The sequence below is a fragment of the Psychrobacter sp. H26 genome (assembly GCF_059073035.1).
This window is the reverse complement of record NZ_JCACRW010000001.1, coordinates 1,410,011-1,430,015: the sequence shown is the minus strand read 5'-3', so window position 1 is coordinate 1,430,015 and position 20,005 is coordinate 1,410,011. Positions and strand designations below refer to the sequence as shown.

Genomic DNA, 20,005 nt, shown 5'->3' with positions numbered 1-20,005 from the left:
ACTACTACAGAATACTCTGCATAAAAAAAACCTCGCCAAGCATAACAGCTTGCGAGGTTTATTTTATGGCAGTACGGATTTCTAAAAGGTGGTATGAGTTGGCATTTATTTTGCAACATTAAAGAACCAGCAACTATTATTTTTATAAATATTTAAATAAACAATAGTTTGTTTAATTATGGGATGAATTTTCATGTAAGATAGCACCTGCTCAGAAGAATGAGAGGTTTTTGTACGATAAAGCGATCCGGATAATTTATTTATATTAATAAAATTAATGACTTAGGGTAAAATTTTCAGGTAAAAAGCGATGTACGGTCGGTTGGATGGTTTGACCGTACTGGTATGCAACTATAGTAACAGGTAGCATAAAAGTATACATAAGTGTTCAAAGGTGATTCGGAATACAGTAAGTAAGGGAGTAGTCATGGAAAATATACTCAGAAAGTCTATCAATATCATTGTCTTACCGATCATGTTATTAGGAATGACAGCGTGCTCTGTGACTGGTAACAACAGTATCGATAACGATGGAGATAGTCGCCATGTGAGTAAGGTTGCATGGAACAACCAAACTGATGCTGATATCAGCTATATATTAGACCAAAATGTATCTTCTGATAAAACCCGTTTGGTATTTATTAGATCCAATGACCGTTACTCTGAACAAACGAGTGCCAACATCGCAGTAAACAATCGGTTTCAAGTGAGTCTCCATGCAGGCAACTATACGGTTGTTGAATCATGTGTTGGTATAAACCAATTAAGCGCTCATGCCACGGGGTTTAAGGACAATAACTTGCTGGAAAATAAAAAAGAGTATGAGTTAGTAGGCGGTCAAACTTACTTTTTTTATGTGAATATGGCTCAAAAGGGTCAAAGCACCTTAGAGCAGATCACTACCGCTAGCGCATTGCAACTACTAGAGAAAAAGCGTTATCAGTCTCATCAAATCAGTCGCGTTGTTCCTAACTGCCCATTACCTATCATAGCCGCACCACCAATTAATCCACCTGCTGTTATCAAAACACCGACACCAGCATTATCCGAAAGAATATCTATTGATCTTGAAATATTGTTTGAGACAGACAAGTCGATGGTACGTCCAGCCTATTATGCAAAAACGACCGAACTGGTCACGTTTATGAAGCAGTACCCGAATACTGTGGTAACTATCGAGGGACATACAGATAGCCGTGGTCAAAATGACTACAATCAAGCATTATCACAGCGCCGAGTCAACGCAGTGAAAGAGATACTAGTTAACGAGTTCGGTGTTGCACCCAACCGTATAAGTGCTATTGGCTATGGCGAGTCGCAGCCAAGAGCAAGTAATGATACTGCAGCAGGAAGACAGCTTAATCGCCGCGTCATCGCTGTAGTAGAAGAACGTCCATAAAATGGATGACTAAGGGCTATCCTAAATGAATTTGAATCATTTAGGATAGCCTCAAGAAATTACTCTTTGGCAACTAACGCTGCCTAATATAATTATATCGTAATCTATATTATTTGAATTGAAAAATAGAAGGTAAAAAATATGAACACGATTATAGTAAAAACTAACAATGCAACTCAGACTGTCGCGCAAGTACAAATAGTCACCGAAGATGGAAAGCCTACTATTATTAAAGCTGTGGACAAGGTTAATTACGAGTTTCATGATACAGCAATCGGTCGTGCGCCCAATCATATTATTACCAAGCGTCTAAAAAATGATTTGCATGTCTCGTTCGAGAAGGATGGTAAAGATAGTGATCTTATAATAGAGGGATTCTACGACGAGGCAGACAGTGCACTGCTCGGAATCGCCGAAGATGGTGAGTACTATTACTATATTCCAGATACTGGTGAGACTTACGACTATGTCACGCAGCTAGAGACAGGGGATGTGGAAGGACAGGCATTGGGTGGCACTGAATATATAGCGGCGGCTGCGATACCTTGGTGGATACCTGCAGCAGCAGGAGTTGGCTTAGCTGGTCTAGTAGCAGCCCTTAGTAGTGGCAGTGATGATGACAATGAGTCAGCTGAACCTGCTTCTATAGTGAGCCTTAGTGGGGTGATGAACCTAAGCGAAGCAGATGCTGCCGATAATGCGAATACAGCGTTGTACACAGTCAGTCTGGATAAAGTGAGTGAGACAGATACTACAGTTACGATAACGATCACACCTGGATCTGCTGATGGTGATGACTATAGTGCGCCAGCCACGCAAACAGTCACGATTCCGGCTGGACAGACCTCTGTTGATTTTGGAGTGCCGATTGTCAATGATGATGTCTATGAAGGAGCAGAAGGCTTTCAAGTAGCGATCACAAGTGTCAGCACGGGCAGAGCTACTATTGATACTGCCAATAGTACTGTAGAAACGACTGTATATGATGATGGTACGACTGATGGTAGTACACCAGTCGATCCTAACAATCCGATGACAGGAAGTGATATACCCGTGGTCAGCATTGTGGCAACTGATGGTCAAGCGATTGAAGGGATTGATAATGGGTTAGTTTTCGCTGTATCACAAAACAAAATTAGTAACTTCAACACCTTAGTTGACGTAAAAATTAGTGATACAAGCAGTATCGAATTGGCAGATATTGCTTCTATTAGTTATGTTGACATTGATGGTGTTACTGTATTTCTGAGTAATGCAAATGATATCCAAGATTTTCTTATCAATGGAGCGAGTGTCAGAATACCAGCAGGACAGAGCTCGGCACCAGTCATTAATGTCACAGTGGTCGACGATGCCATCTATGAGGTCTCAGAAGCCCTAAGCATGAGCATCAGCAATCCGATCAACGCCAGCATTGGCACCGCCACTGATGTCGCCACCATCTTCGATGAAAATGCAGCAGACGGCACCGTCAACGAGGGCGACAAACCGAGCGTTAGCGTGGGCAATACCAGCGCCACAGAAGGGGACAATCTGGTTCACCAAGTCACCGTCAATGGCGTCACCGAAGCGGATGTCACCTATGACTTTGACTTGGCAGGTAATAGCGCCACCGAGGCCACCGACTTTAGCAACGCCCCCGTCTTTAGCAACGGCGTCATCAACAATAATGATGGCACCATCACCGTCCCTGCTGGGGTGACCGACTTTACCGTCAGCTATCCGACATCAAATGATGCCATCCTTGAGAACGATGAAACCACCGAGCTTACCATAGGCAATGACAGTGGCACTGGCACCATCATCGATGCCGGCGACGCGATTCCCGTGGTGAGCATTGCCGCGGTGAGTGATAGCGCTACCGAAGGGGCAGACGACAGCATCGTCTTTAGTATCAGCCAAACGGGCGCAACGGACAAAGACAGTACCGTCACCGCAAGCCTAGTGCTTGGCGATAGTGATGCCAGCGACATTGACAGCATCACCTTTACCGATGCCAATGGCACGCAAACCATCAGCGTGGCGGACGCCATTGCTGGGGTTAGCGTGACCATTCCTGCGGGCAGCAGTGTCCTGCCAACGTTCACCATCAGCCCAACTGACGATGCCATCTATGAGGTCTCAGAAGCCCTAAGCATGAGCATCAGCAATCCGATCAACGCCAGCATTGGCACCGCCACTGATGTCGCCACCATCTTCGATGAAAATGCAGCAGACGGCACCGTCAACGAGGGCGACAAACCGAGCGTTAGCGTGGGCAATACCAGCGCCACAGAAGGGGACAATCTGGTTCACCAAGTCACCGTCAATGGCGTCACCGAAGCGGATGTCACCTATGACTTTGACTTGGCAGGTAATAGCGCCACCGAGGCCACCGACTTTAGCAACGCCCCCGTCTTTAGCAACGGCGTCATCAACAATAATGATGGCACCATCACCGTCCCTGCTGGGGTGACCGACTTTACCGTCAGCTATCCGACATCAAATGATGCCATCCTTGAGAACGATGAAACCACCGAGCTTACCATAGGCAATGACAGTGGCACTGGCACCATCATCGATGCCGGCGACGCGATTCCCGTGGTGAGCATTGCCGCGGTGAGTGATAGCGCTACCGAAGGGGCAGACGACAGCATCGTCTTTAGTATCAGCCAAACGGGCGCAACGGACAAAGACAGTACCGTCACCGCAAGCCTAGTGCTTGGCGATAGTGATGCCAGCGACATTGACAGCATCACCTTTACCGATGCCAATGGCACGCAAACCATCAGCGTGGCGGACGCCATTGCTGGGGTTAGCGTGACCATTCCTGCGGGCAGCAGTGTCCTGCCAACGTTCACCATCAGCCCAACTGACGATGCCATCTATGAGGTCTCAGAAGCCCTAAGCATGAGCATCAGCAATCCGATCAACGCCAGCATTGGCACCGCCACTGATGTCGCCACCATCTTCGATGAAAATGCAGCAGACGGCACCGTCAACGAGGGCGACAAACCGAGCGTTAGCGTGGGCAATACCAGCGCCACAGAAGGGGATAATCTGGTTCACCAAGTCACCGTCAATGGCGTCACCGAAGCGGATGTCACCTATGACTTTGACTTGGCAGGTAATAGCGCCACCGAGGCCACCGACTTTAGCAACGCCCCCGTCTTTAGCAACGGCGTCATCAACAATAATGATGGCACCATCACCGTCCCTGCTGGGGTGACCGACTTTACCGTCAGCTATCCGACATCAAATGATGCCATCCTTGAGAACGATGAAACCACCGAGCTTACCATAGGCAATGACAGTGGCACTGGCACCATCATCGATGCCGGCGACGCGATTCCCGTGGTGAGCATTGCCGCGGTGAGTGATAGCGCTACCGAAGGGGCAGACGACAGCATCGTCTTTAGTATCAGCCAAACGGGCGCAACGGACAAAGACAGTACCGTCACCGCAAGCCTAGTGCTTGGCGATAGTGATGCCAGCGACATTGACAGCATCACCTTTACCGATGCCAATGGCACGCAAACCATCAGCGTGGCGGACGCCATTGCTGGGGTTAGCGTGACCATTCCTGCGGGCAGCAGTGTCCTGCCAACGTTCACCATCAGCCCAACTGACGATGCCATCTATGAGGTCTCAGAAGCCCTAAGCATGAGCATCAGTAATCCGATCAACGCCAGCATTGGCACCGCCACTGATGTCGCCACCATCTTCGATGAAAATGCAGCAGACGGCACCGTCAACGAGGGCGACAAACCGAGCGTTAGCGTGGGCAATACCAGCGCCACAGAAGGGGACAATCTGGTTCACCAAGTCACCGTCAATGGCGTCACCGAAGCGGATGTCACCTATGACTTTGACTTGGCAGGTAATAGCGCCACCGAGGCCACCGACTTTAGCAACGCCCCCGTCTTTAGCAACGGCGTCATCAACAATAATGATGGCACCATCACCGTCCCTGCTGGGGTGACCGACTTTACCGTCAGCTATCCGACATCAAATGATGCCATCCTTGAGAACGATGAAACCACCGAGCTTACCATAGGCAATGACAGTGGCACTGGCACCATCATCGATGCCGGCGACGCGATTCCCGTGGTGAGCATTGCCGCGGTGAGTGATAGCGCTACCGAAGGGGCAGACGACAGCATCGTCTTTAGTATCAGCCAAACGGGCGCAACGGACAAAGACAGTACCGTCACCGCAAGCCTAGTGCTTGGCGATAGTGATGCCAGCGACATTGACAGCATCACCTTTACCGATGCCAATGGCACGCAAACCATCAGCGTGGCGGACGCCATTGCTGGGGTTAGCGTGACCATTCCTGCGGGCAGCAGTGTCCTGCCAACGTTCACCATCAGCCCAACTGACGATGCCATCTATGAGGTCTCAGAAGCCCTAAGCATGAGCATCAGCAATCCGATCAACGCCAGCATTGGCACCGCCACTGATGTCGCCACCATCTTCGATGAAAATGCAGCAGACGGCACCGTCAACGAGGGCGACAAACCGAGCGTTAGCGTGGGCAATACCAGCGCCACAGAAGGGGATAATCTGGTTCACCAAGTCACCGTCAATGGCGTCACCGAAGCGGATGTCACCTATGACTTTGACTTGGCAGGTAATAGCGCCACCGAGGCCACCGACTTTAGCAACGCCCCCGTCTTTAGCAACGGCGTCATCAACAATAATGATGGCACCATCACCGTCCCTGCTGGGGTGACCGACTTTACCGTCAGCTATCCGACATCAAATGATGCCATCCTTGAGAACGATGAAACCACCGAGCTTACCATAGGCAATGACAGTGGCACTGGCACCATCATCGATGCCGGCGACGCGATTCCCGTGGTGAGCATTGCCGCGGTGAGTGATAGCGCTACCGAAGGGGCAGACGACAGCATCGTCTTTAGTATCAGCCAAACGGGCGCAACGGACAAAGACAGTACCGTCACCGCAAGCCTAGTGCTTGGCGATAGTGATGCCAGCGACATTGACAGCATCACCTTTACCGATGCCAATGGCACGCAAACCATCAGCGTGGCGGACGCCATTGCTGGGGTTAGCGTGACCATTCCTGCGGGCAGCAGTGTCCTGCCAACGTTCACCATCAGCCCAACTGACGATGCCATCTATGAGGTCTCAGAAGCCCTAAGCATGAGCATCAGCAATCCGATCAACGCCAGCATTGGCACCGCCACTGATGTCGCCACCATCTTCGATGAAAATGCAGCAGACGGCACCGTCAACGAGGGCGACAAACCGAGCGTTAGCGTGGGCAATACCAGCGCCACAGAAGGGGATAATCTGGTTCACCAAGTCACCGTCAATGGCGTCACCGAAGCGGATGTCACCTATGACTTTGACTTGGCAGGTAATAGCGCCACCGAGGCCACCGACTTTAGCAACGCCCCCGTCTTTAGCAACGGCGTCATCAACAATAATGATGGCACCATCACCGTCCCTGCTGGGGTGACCGACTTTACCGTCAGCTATCCGACATCAAATGATGCCATCCTTGAGAACGATGAAACCACCGAGCTTACCATAGGCAATGACAGTGGCACTGGCACCATCATCGATGCCGGCGACGCGATTCCCGTGGTGAGCATTGCCGCGGTGAGTGATAGCGCTACCGAAGGGGCAGACGACAGCATCGTCTTTAGTATCAGCCAAACGGGCGCAACGGACAAAGACAGTACCGTCACCGCAAGCCTAGTGCTTGGCGATAGTGATGCCAGCGACATTGACAGCATCACCTTTACCGATGCCAATGGCACGCAAACCATCAGCGTGGCGGACGCCATTGCTGGGGTTAGCGTGACCATTCCTGCGGGCAGCAGTGTCCTGCCAACGTTCACCATCAGCCCAACTGACGATGCCATCTATGAGGTCTCAGAAGCCCTAAGCATGAGCATCAGCAATCCGATCAACGCCAGCATTGGCACCGCCACTGATGTCGCCACCATCTTCGATGAAAATGCAGCAGACGGCACCGTCAACGAGGGCGACAAACCGAGCGTTAGCGTGGGCAATACCAGCGTCACAGAAGGGGACAATCTGGTTCACCAAGTCACCGTCAATGGCGTCACCGAAGCGGATGTCACCTATGACTTTGACTTGGCAGGTAATAGCGCCACCGAGGCCACCGACTTTAGCAACGCCCCCGTCTTTAGCAACGGCGTCATCAACAATAATGATGGCACCATCACCGTCCCTGCTGGGGTGACCGACTTTACCGTCAGCTATCCGACATCAAATGATGCCATCCTTGAGAACGATGAAACCACCGAGCTTACCATAGGCAATGACAGTGGCACTGGCACCATCATCGATGCCGGCGACGCGATTCCCGTGGTGAGCATTGCCGCGGTGAGTGATAGCGCTACCGAAGGGGCAGACGACAGCATCGTCTTTAGTATCAGCCAAACGGGCGCAACGGACAAAGACAGTACCGTCACCGCAAGCCTAGTGCTTGGCGATAGTGATGCCAGCGACATTGACAGCATCACCTTTACCGATGCCAATGGCACGCAAACCATCAGCGTGGCGGACGCCATTGCTGGGGTTAGCGTGACCATTCCTGCGGGCAGCAGTGTCCTGCCAACGTTCACCATCAGCCCAACTGACGATGCCATCTATGAGGTCTCAGAAGCCCTAAGCATGAGCATCAGTAATCCGATCAACGCCAGCATTGGCACCGCCACTGATGTCGCCACCATCTTCGATGAAAATGCAGCAGACGGCACCGTCAACGAGGGCGACAAACCGAGCGTTAGCGTGGGCAATACCAGCGCCACAGAAGGGGATAATCTGGTTCACCAAGTCACCGTCAATGGCGTCACCGAAGCGGATGTCACCTATGACTTTGACTTGGCAGGTAATAGCGCCACCGAGGCCACCGACTTTAGCAACGCCCCCGTCTTTAGCAACGGCGTCATCAACAATAATGATGGCACCATCACCGTCCCTGCTGGGGTGACCGACTTTACCGTCAGCTATCCGACATCAAATGATGCCATCCTTGAGAACGATGAAACCACCGAGCTTACCATAGGCAATGACAGTGGCACTGGCACCATCATCGATGCCGGCGACGCGATTCCCGTGGTGAGCATTGCCGCGGTGAGTGATAGCGCTACCGAAGGGGCAGACGACAGCATCGTCTTTAGTATCAGCCAAACGGGCGCAACGGACAAAGACAGTACCGTCACCGCAAGCCTAGTGCTTGGCGATAGTGATGCCAGCGACATTGACAGCATCACCTTTACCGATGCCAATGGCACGCAAACCATCAGCGTGGCGGACGCCATTGCTGGGGTTAGCGTGACCATTCCTGCGGGCAGCAGTGTCCTGCCAACGTTCACCATCAGCCCAACTGACGATGCCATCTATGAGGTCTCAGAAGCCCTAAGCATGAGCATCAGCAATCCGATCAACGCCAGCATTGGCACCGCCACTGATGTCGCCACCATCTTCGATGAAAATGCAGCAGACGGCACCGTCAACGAGGGCGACAAACCGAGCGTTAGCGTGGGCAATACCAGCGTCACAGAAGGGGACAATCTGGTTCACCAAGTCACCGTCAATGGCGTCACCGAAGCGGATGTCACCTATGACTTTGACTTGGCAGGTAATAGCGCCACCGAGGCCACCGACTTTAGCAACGCCCCCGTCTTTAGCAACGGCGTCATCAACAATAATGATGGCACCATCACCGTCCCTGCTGGGGTGACCGACTTTACCGTCAGCTATCCGACATCAAATGATGCCATCCTTGAGAACGATGAAACCACCGAGCTTACCATAGGCAATGACAGTGGCACTGGCACCATCATCGATGCCGGCGACGCGATTCCCGTGGTGAGCATTGCCGCGGTGAGTGATAGCGCTACCGAAGGGGCAGACGACAGCATCGTCTTTAGTATCAGCCAAACGGGCGCAACGGACAAAGACAGTACCGTCACCGCAAGCCTAGTGCTTGGCGATAGTGATGCCAGCGACATTGACAGCATCACCTTTACCGATGCCAATGGCACGCAAACCATCAGCGTGGCGGACGCCATTGCTGGGGTTAGCGTGACCATTCCTGCGGGCAGCAGTGTCCTGCCAACGTTCACCATCAGCCCAACTGACGATGCCATCTATGAGGTCTCAGAAGCCCTAAGCATGAGCATCAGCAATCCGATCAACGCCAGCATTGGCACCGCCACTGATGTCGCCACCATCTTCGATGAAAATGCAGCAGACGGCACCGTCAACGAGGGCGACAAACCGAGCGTTAGCGTGGGCAATACCAGCGCCACAGAAGGGGACAATCTGGTTCACCAAGTCACCGTCAATGGCGTCACCGAAGCGGATGTCACCTATGACTTTGACTTGGCAGGTAATAGCGCCACCGAGGCCACCGACTTTAGCAACGCCCCCGTCTTTAGCAACGGCGTCATCAACAATAATGATGGCACCATCACCGTCCCTGCTGGGGTGACCGACTTTACCGTCAGCTATCCGACATCAAATGATGCCATCCTTGAGAACGATGAAACCACCGAGCTTACCATAGGCAATGACAGTGGCACTGGCACCATCATCGATGCCGGCGACGCGATTCCCGTGGTGAGCATTGCCGCGGTGAGTGATAGCGCTACCGAAGGGGCAGACGACAGCATCGTCTTTAGTATCAGCCAAACGGGCGCAACGGACAAAGACAGTACCGTCACCGCAAGCCTAGTGCTTGGCGATAGTGATGCCAGCGACATTGACAGCATCACCTTTACCGATGCCAATGGCACGCAAACCATCAGCGTGGCGGACGCCATTGCTGGGGTTAGCGTGACCATTCCTGCGGGCAGCAGTGTCCTGCCAACGTTCACCATCAGCCCAACTGACGATGCCATCTATGAGGTCTCAGAAGCCCTAAGCATGAGCATCAGCAATCCGATCAACGCCAGCATTGGCACCGCCACTGATGTCGCCACCATCTTCGATGAAAATGCAGCAGACGGCACCGTCAACGAGGGCGACAAACCGAGCGTTAGCGTGGGCAATACCAGCGCCACAGAAGGGGATAATCTGGTTCACCAAGTCACCGTCAATGGCGTCACCGAAGCGGATGTCACCTATGACTTTGACTTGGCAGGTAATAGCGCCACCGAGGCCACCGACTTTAGCAACGCCCCCGTCTTTAGCAACGGCGTCATCAACAATAATGATGGCACCATCACCGTCCCTGCTGGGGTGACCGACTTTACCGTCAGCTATCCGACATCAAATGATGCCATCCTTGAGAACGATGAAACCACCGAGCTTACCATAGGCAATGACAGTGGCACTGGCACCATCATCGATGCCGGCGACGCGATTCCCGTGGTGAGCATTGCCGCGGTGAGTGATAGCGCTACCGAAGGGGCAGACGACAGCATCGTCTTTAGTATCAGCCAAACGGGCGCAACGGACAAAGACAGTACCGTCACCGCAAGCCTAGTGCTTGGCGATAGTGATGCCAGCGACATTGACAGCATCACCTTTACCGATGCCAATGGCACGCAAACCATCAGCGTGGCGGACGCCATTGCTGGGGTTAGCGTGACCATTCCTGCGGGCAGCAGTGTCCTGCCAACGTTCACCATCAGCCCAACTGACGATGCCATCTATGAGGTCTCAGAAGCCCTAAGCATGAGCATCAGCAATCCGATCAACGCCAGCATTGGCACCGCCACTGATGTCGCCACCATCTTCGATGAAAATGCAGCAGACGGCACCGTCAACGAGGGCGACAAACCGAGCGTTAGCATTGCTGCCACTGATGCTCAATCGATTGAAGGGGTGGACAATGTCTTGAGCTTTACGGTTGAGCAAGATAGTGAAAGTAATTTTGACACTACAGTGCAAGTGACAGTTGATCCAAGTAGTGACGTAGAAGCGGCAGATATTGCTTCGATTATCTATATCAATGCGACTGGTGATCAAGTGGTTATTACCGATGCTACGGTCATAGCAGAAGTTTTAGATGGTAGTACTATACTTGAGCTCAAAGTTCCTGCAGGAAGCCAAACAGCACCTACTATTATTGTCACTACTAATAATGATGATATCTTTGAGAGCAGTGAGCAGCTCAGCTTTGTGGTCACTAGTGCTGATAATGCAGACATTGATAGTGCTGTTGCGACTGGCACTATTTTAGACGAAGATGCGGTAGACGGTACACCTCAAGCAGGTGATAAGCCGACTGCAATTGTCACTAGAGACAGTGTGGTTGAGGGGAATACTCTTGAGTTCACCGTTGATTTGAGCAACCTATCTGAGTCTGATACAACAGTAGCGCTGACGTTAGCGAATGGTACAGCGGTACTTGGCACAGACACGAATACGTCTGTCGAAGTAAGCTTAGATGGTGGCAACACCTTTAGCACGGTTACTGTTGCTATAGATGGTACCTTTAGTGTGGATGTTCCCGCTAATAGTACGGATGGTATCATCGTGCGTGTATCTACTGTTGATGACAATGTTGATGAGCCAGATGAAACCATTACACTGACAGCAAGCGCAACTGACCAAGTCACACCAAGCACAGCGACTGGTACCATCATTGATAACGATGATGCGCCTGTTGTTTCAATTGTTGGTGCTACGTTAGTAAATGAAGATGCTGGTACGGTCACTTATACCGTTAGCTTAACCAACCCATCATCAACGGCTGTGACGGTTGATTATGCCACCAGCAATGGTACAGCCACTGCTGGGGCTGATTATGGTGCAAACTCAGGTACGTTGATTTTTGCACCAGGGGAGGTAACCAAAACGGTAACGGTTGCTATTACTGACGACACCCTGTTTGAAAATTCTGAGAACTATACTATCGCTTTATCTAATCCATCACTCAATGCCAGTATTGATAGCACGCAAGCAAGTGTTACCACCGCCATTACTGACAATGATATAGCGCCAACCGTCACTATTGAAGATACAGATGCAGCCACAACACCACAAGATAACAGCGTGGTTGAAGGCACAGGTAACAATGTGACTGGCGCTATCGATATCACTAACCCGCAAAGTGTCGCAGCGCTGACTATCAACAGTGTCGATGTGACCACAGCCACCGCTGCTAATCCTGTGATTATAAATGGTAGCGAAGGCCAACTGGTTATTACGGATTACAACTCGGCCACAGGCTCGCTCACTTATGCATATACCGAAGATGGCAGTGCTGAAATGCACAACACCGCTGGTGACAATGTATTAGACCAGTTTACTGTCAATCTCACCAATAGTGCAGGTGGGACTTCATCTGACACGTTAGATATTCGTATCATTGATACCGCGCCTACTGCCAATCCAGATGCCAACAGTATTACCGAAGAAATAGATAGCATATCAGGTAATGTACTGATTACTACTGGTGCAGCAGCAACAGATGTCGCCGACAGTTTAGGGGTAGACGCAACATCTGTCACAGCGATAGAATCAGTTACATCTACCACGGTGATGGGTACAGTAGGCGGAAGTACACAAGGTGACTATGGTGTGCTTTCGCTCAATGCAGATGGCAGTTACAGTTACGATCTTGATAACGATGCAGTACAATATCTTGCTGTCGATGATGAACCTTTAACCGAAACCTTCAATTACACCATCACAGATGCTGATGGTGATACCAGTACGACCACTTTGACTGTGACTATCAATGGTACTAACGATAGACCTGTCATCACTAACGTTGCGAACGGTAACAACATCATCGAAACTGCTGCAGCAATAACCGAGCAGGCTGATGATACTGCTATCGTTCGAACGGGTACCCTTAGCTTTGCGGATACTGATGACAGTGATGAGCCGACGATTAGTGAAATCGCGGCAGAAAACATCTATGTCTATGACTCAAACAACACAACCTTTACCAATGCCAACCCATTAACAGATGTTCAAAAAGCAGCCTTATCAAGTATATTTGAAGCAGATAATAATGCAGGCAGTTTTGAAGAGGGTAGCTGGAGTATTAACGCTGAGGCTGACGTCATTGATTTCCTTCCTGAAGGGGAAACTATCACCATTCGTTATGCCGTACAAGTCAATGATAATGAAGGTATCACCAATGCTGCTAATGGTAACGAAATCAGTACCAGTGAGCTTCGCTACATTGAAGTGACCATTACAGGTACTGATGATAGTATCGCGCTTGTAGATGATACTGATAGTACCGATGAAGATACAGTATTATCAGTGGCGGCTGCCAATGGTATTTTTGCAAACGATACTGCAGATGCTGATGCCAATACAGAGCTAACTGTCGATAGTTATACCGTTGCTGGTATGATGGGGACATTCAACGTAGGTGATGCTACTAGCGTCACTATAGACGGCTCTATCATTGGTGAGCTGACAATAAACACTGATGGAAGCTATATCTTTGATCCTGCTGAAAACTTTAGTGGCACCGTACCAGTGGTCACTATTGCTGTCAATAATGGTCCTAATGCCGCAACTCCAGAAAGCGGTACAGAGACACTGACGATCACCGTCAATCCAGTATCAGATGCACCAGATATTGGTGATGATATTGCATTATCAACTGACGAAGATAACACTACCGCTAGCTTAGGTTTGCAAGCACCTGTTATTAGTGATGATGCGGATTTAGATGGCATAGGGAATGCTACTGACAACCCTGAACGTATTGGTTTGATTACCTTAGCGGATATACCAGATGGTGCAATCCTAAACTACGGGGGTAATACTTATGCATCAACTGGTGCTGACATCACCATACTATTGAGTGATTATTTGACTAATGACCAAATAATCAATAATGCAGGCACACCAACCATCACCATGACCAGTGCTGAATTTGAAGCGATGACACTAACGCCACCTGCCGACGATGCCACCGATATCTCTTTTGAGATGTCAGTGACCGAATATGAAGTGGATGAAAATGGCGATATTGCACAAGTAAATGGTTCTGATGTTGATGGTGCAGAGAGTACCATTACTATTGATATTGAAGTCCAAGCTGTGACGGATACTGAAGATAATAATGCTGCGAATAATAACCCTAATGATGATAATAGTATTGACTATAGTACCTTTGGCTATGACCAGAATGAGGTAACGGGAGATACCTTAACGGTCACTGTAAATGAAGGTGAGTCTGTTGATTTACCTATTACCACCAATTTTGGTGACTTAGTGGGTAGAGGTGGAAGTCTAGAGACCTATGGTTTCGTAATTAGCGGATTACAGCCAGATGCTGTTGTCTCATTTATACCTGCTGGTAGTAGTAGGGTGACCGAGTATACTGTTGATACCAACGGTCAGGTATTGATTGGTGTTAATGCTGCCGCACCGACATCTACTAGTTTGAGAGTCAATGGTGGCTCAGAGCCGCAAATTAGCATCACATCAGCTGAATATAACTCACAAGATATGAGTAATATTACCGTGTCGTTATTTACCCAAGATCACGATACTGACTCATCTCCAAGAAATAAAACGGTTGAGCTAATCGATACTGTTAACGTTAATCTGACCGTGACACCTGTTGCTGGTCAAGTAGTAGCGAATGATGTTAGTACAACTGAAGATACAGCCTTCACACTTGATGAGTTTAATTTTGCAGTACTTGATGACCAAGACGGCAGCTCAGCTGTTGCCGAAATCATCACTGCAATTCGATTTACCTTGCCGGAAGGTTGGACATATAACGATGGTACCACCGATACAGTAGGCGCGAGTGGCGGTACGGTGATTGTTATTACCGACACCTCTGACTTGGGTAGCTTGTCGCTTACGCCACCTGCGCAGTCTTCAACAGATACTGATATCGACTTTGAAGTAACCAGTGCAGATTTGGATGATGATGGAGATGTAGCCGTTGCTATCAGTGAAACAACCACATTAACCCAAACGATTAACATCACGCCTGTAGCCGAAGTTGTGGGTAGTGATATTGATGGTGATGGTACGCCTGACTTAACCATTAATCCAGACTACACTTACACTGCTGTAGCGCAAGAAGACGCTGCATTTGACCTTGGTGTTGACGGTACATTCAGATTACTCGATAACTGGTCAAACCAAGATGATACGGTTGATTTTGGAGAAGAAAGCCATACTACTGCCCTCAATGATTCTGAGCAGACTTATGCTCATCTGACGTTTGGTAGTAGAGACAATGGTGTGTTTACTGCCATTGAAGGCGCCGTATTTACCTATAACAACGGTAGTAATACCTTGTCGCTTACAGATAATGGGACGGGTGTCGATATCCCAGCCGCTTATCTGAATACGGTTACTGTGACCCCGCCGCAAGACTATAGCGATTATACAGTCACTTCGGTATCGGCTACTGCTGAGACAGCAGTCAAAGTAGAAGCTGTGACTATCGACTATGATGAAGATACAGATACTAGTATCGAGCCAGTAACGAGTGGTGAGAGTTACTTAACTTTCACAGTTGCAGGTGTTGCTGACCAAGTTACGCTAGGAGTCGATCCTGCCACAGGTTTAGAGGATCAGGCAATTAGCGGTGGCAATAATCGTGATGGGTCATCAGTTGCAGTTGTTGTTCCTACCGATGGTATTCCTTTGAACATCCGCCCAAGCTCACGTGACGATGATGGATCAGAATCTTATGACGTCACTATTACAGACATTCCGCTAGGCGCTCAGCTATATGTCGACAATGACGGGACAGTTACTTTGTTGGACACGACAGGAGGCGCTGTGACCATTGCCGACTATACCAATACAGTGAGCGATTTATACTTTGTACCAGCTGAAAACTACAGCGGTAAAGCCAATCTCCAAGTATCAGCAGTCAGTAGAGAGAGCGATGGAAACATCAGTGCTTCTAGCGCAACATTGAACTTACCTATTAGTGTCGTTGGCCTAGCAGATCTTATTGTCAGCGACAACCTAGCAACTGAGACCGCAACGATAGTGGATAGCGATGAGCAGTCTGTCACCAAAGATTATACGTATGTTGGTATCGAAGGCGCTGGCAATGACAGCATAGCGTTGTCAGCGTTCTTTGCTGATACTGCCAATATTGCCGCTTATGATACTGGTAGTCCAGCAGCAGAGCAGGTCACTTACAAGGTGACAGGCGTGCCTATAGGATTTGGCATCACGGGAGCAGTGTTCTTAGGCGGTAGTGAAAGTGAAGGTACTCGTAGCTGGTCTGTATCTTTAGACGCTCTCAAAGACGGCTCAGCAAAACTGACAACGCCTGAAAACTTTGCTGGTGATATCGAGCTGACCATTACAGGAACGACGACGGAAGTGGTGTCCGGCAATAGTGCGACTCATGACGCTAAGGTTGTCTCTGTATTAATTACGCCTGATGCTGCTGATGGGGTAGTCAACAACCCGCAAGTGTTAGCGGTTGAAGATGAGTGGACGACTGTCGATTTCCTTGCGTCATTTGTGAGTGACGATACAGTGGTGCCAAGCAATAGCGATATTGGATATGAGTCGCTTGAGACCATAACAATCAAAGCTGACGACCTGATAGATCGAGACTTATCACTACGTGTCGATGATGTCGAAGTGCCTCTGAATGCAGGTGAAACGTATTCATATGGTCCCAATCAAACGATTGAGATTAGGTACGATGAGACCAAGCGTCATAGCGATGACAATGTCACATTGCCTTTTGAGTACACTTATACAGATACCGCATTGCTTGAGGACGACGCTACGATTAGCAGTCAATCACCAACAGGAACGGCTAATGTAAACGTGACGTTCCAAGCAGTGACTGACATGCCAACAATAAGCGTAGATGTGACAGACAACAGCATCAATAATAATGGTACAGATGATACGGCATCAGCGATTATCGCCATATCCTCCCCTGACCAAGATGGGACTGAGTCTTTTACTCGTTTAGAGGTTCGCGACGTCCCTGATGGTATTGTTGTACAAGGCGGTATCTTAGCGGGTACTACCTGGTATGTCGACGTACCAGATACGGCCATTACAGGCTCAGCGCCAGAATATACACTGGTATTGGCTCGCAACCCAAACACTAACGATATCCCTGAGGGCACCTTTAATGTCACTGTAGTAGGTGTCACACAGGATATCAATGGCGAGGGTATCGATGGTAGTGAAGCGACGGTTGTAGGTATATTCCCTATTACCTTAACAAGAGATGGAAATGGCGGTAATCCTGCCCCCGTTGATCTGATTGATACGCTCAATGTCACTCCTACGCCTCAGTCAGAAGATTCTGCTATTTTATTGTCTAGTTTAGTAAATGCTGAGTTGAGCGATACAAATGTAGTTAGTGCTTATAGCTTCTTACTAACCGACCTACCTGAAGGGACAGTGTTGAGCAGTAGTAATCCAGACGTAAGTGTGCAGCAAGTCGCAGGTCAGTGGATTATCAGCGTTGAAGATAGCGAGGAGCTAACACCTAATCAAGCGCTAGGTAATGTTGTTTTGACACCACCTGAAAACTTTAGTACCAATGAGGCTAATGTTGGTCAAGAGCTCAGTTTTAATGTTGAATTCACTGCGCTGAACGACCAAGGTTTAGAAGATAATTTGAGAATCGATGACGTTAATGTAGAGATAACACCAGTCACTGATCCTTTCGACAACGATGGTCAGACCACAGCATTGGCCGTTAATGAGGATACTCCTATCGCCATCAATATAAACTTAACCAATAGTGCGGATGGAGACTATGTTTCTCTGGTTGATGGTAGGCTTTATCTACAACTCGATGAGAGTGGTTTGACCGATGTTAATGGTGGTGCTGGTGTGCTGACTGATAGTAGTAACAACCCTCTAGTACCTATCACGTTGGCCGATGGTGAAGTGGGCGATATTCCTGCTGGTACTTACTACGTCGTTGATGTTGCAGATACAGACAGTGATATCGATGGTATCAACCCTGCTGACACGATCACGGTCAATTATACCCCTGCCGAAAATGAAGATGGCACGGCAGTAGTGAATGTATACGCAGCACACAATGAAGTCGATGAGATCAGTGGTGATGATAGCGTGACATTGACATATCAGCACAGTTACGATATTGCAGTTGCTGCACAACCAGATGCATTGGCTATTTTGGATAGAGATGATGATGATTTAATGGTTACTGCAACGGGGGATGAGGATACACTCATAGCCATACCTTATCAGATCAATCCAGTAGATGAAGGAGACGATGCAGCAGCGATCACTTTAGACGATGTGCCTAATGGTTACCTGGTGTATTACATCAACACCTCAGGAGACACAGTTCTAGCCAGTAACAATGGCATCTCAGGTGGTAATAACAATAACTCATGGTCAATCAATGCCAGTCAGCTAAATAACATTAATCGTGGTGAAGTAGGTGAGATGGATAATATCTTTATTCAAGCGCCTGAGAATGTCAGTGGCACGGTTTCAGGTATTGAAGTCAGCGTCATCAGTGACAGTGGTTTGGCCAGTACCCCGCTTGTAGTGACCTTAGATGTGACACCTGTGGCCGATGAAATCGTATTCAATCCATCTACCTTAGTTGGTTTCCAAGGTAAGTGGACGACGCTCAACTTAAATGCTGCAATGGAAGATATTGACGGCAGTGAAACCGTTAATATCATTGTGACTGGTGACAATCTATATGGTGATGTACTACAGGTAACAACCAGAGATGGCGCGCCATTGAACGTAACGTGGAATGCCAGTATACAAACCTACGTTATCGAAGGAGTACCTTATGAAAGTATTAACAATTTGCGTGTACAATCGGCGACATCTTATGTTGGTCCTTTAACCATTACATTAGAAACAGTTGAAACGGGCAATGGGGATACTTTTGTCACAGACCCAGGTACCATTAATATCGATGTAGCGCCTACTTTAGTATTCAATGGCACCCCTGACGATGATGCTTTAATTTCAGTAAACCAGACGTCTGCGCTTAAATATACTGGTGGCGCAGGCGATGATTTGTTTGTCGGTGGTAGTGGAAACGATATTTTTAATGGTGATGCTGGCAATGATACTTTAACTGGCAATGCCGGTAACGATACCATTAACGGTGGCATCGGTAATGATACTATCAGTGGTGGCGCAGGTAACGATGTCCTGAATGGCGATGCTGGTAACGACATAATTAATGGCGGCATTGGCAATGATACAATTAACGGCGGTGCAGGCGCAGATACGATTGATGCCGGAGCGGGTAATGATACGATAGTGTTTGACGCTGATGACCTACTCATCAATGGTGGTGATGACGACGACACTTTGCTCATTAACGTAGCAGGAACGACAATCGACTTCGGTACTTTTAATTCAACTAAGTTTGAGAGTATTGAAACCATTAATCTGATAGGTAATGGCGCTCAAGCGCTTACCAATCTATCCACTAATGATGTGCTTGATATTATCAATGATACGGTACTTACTAACAAAGATTTGATTATCAATGGTGATAGTTCTGATAGCGTATCGTTGACCGATGAATGGACGGATACAAATACTACTGTGTCGCAGGATGGTATTAGCTACGATGTTTATAGCTTCTCGGATACCAATGGAACGCACGATCTGTTGATTCAGACTGATATTACGACCAATATTATTATATAGGTCTATTCAACTAGTACG

The 20,005-nt window shown here is 48.8% G+C and carries 2 protein-coding genes; both read left to right on the top strand.

Annotated features, from left to right (window positions below):
- The first annotated feature begins 427 nt into the window (after positions 1 to 427).
- Positions 428 to 1,399 carry an OmpA family protein gene (locus tag AC5JPT_RS05825; protein WP_493857437.1) on the top strand — a complete coding sequence of 324 codons (972 nt, stop codon included), beginning with the start codon at positions 428 to 430 and terminating at the stop codon, positions 1,397 to 1,399.
- A gap of 141 nt (positions 1,400 to 1,540) precedes the next feature.
- Positions 1,541 to 19,987: a Calx-beta domain-containing protein gene (locus AC5JPT_RS05820; protein WP_493857436.1), complete on the top strand. Its 18,447-nt coding sequence runs from the start codon at positions 1,541 to 1,543 to the stop codon at positions 19,985 to 19,987.
- The last annotated feature ends 18 nt before the right edge of the window (positions 19,988 to 20,005 follow it).

Bases quoted from the DNA above. Each gene is read 5' to 3' on its own strand.
- AC5JPT_RS05825 (WP_493857437.1), top strand. From the start codon at position 428: ATGGAAAATATACTCAGAAAGTCTATCAATATCATTGTCTTACCGATC.
- AC5JPT_RS05820 (WP_493857436.1), top strand. From the start codon at position 1,541: ATGAACACGATTATAGTAAAAACTAACAATGCAACTCAGACTGTCGCG.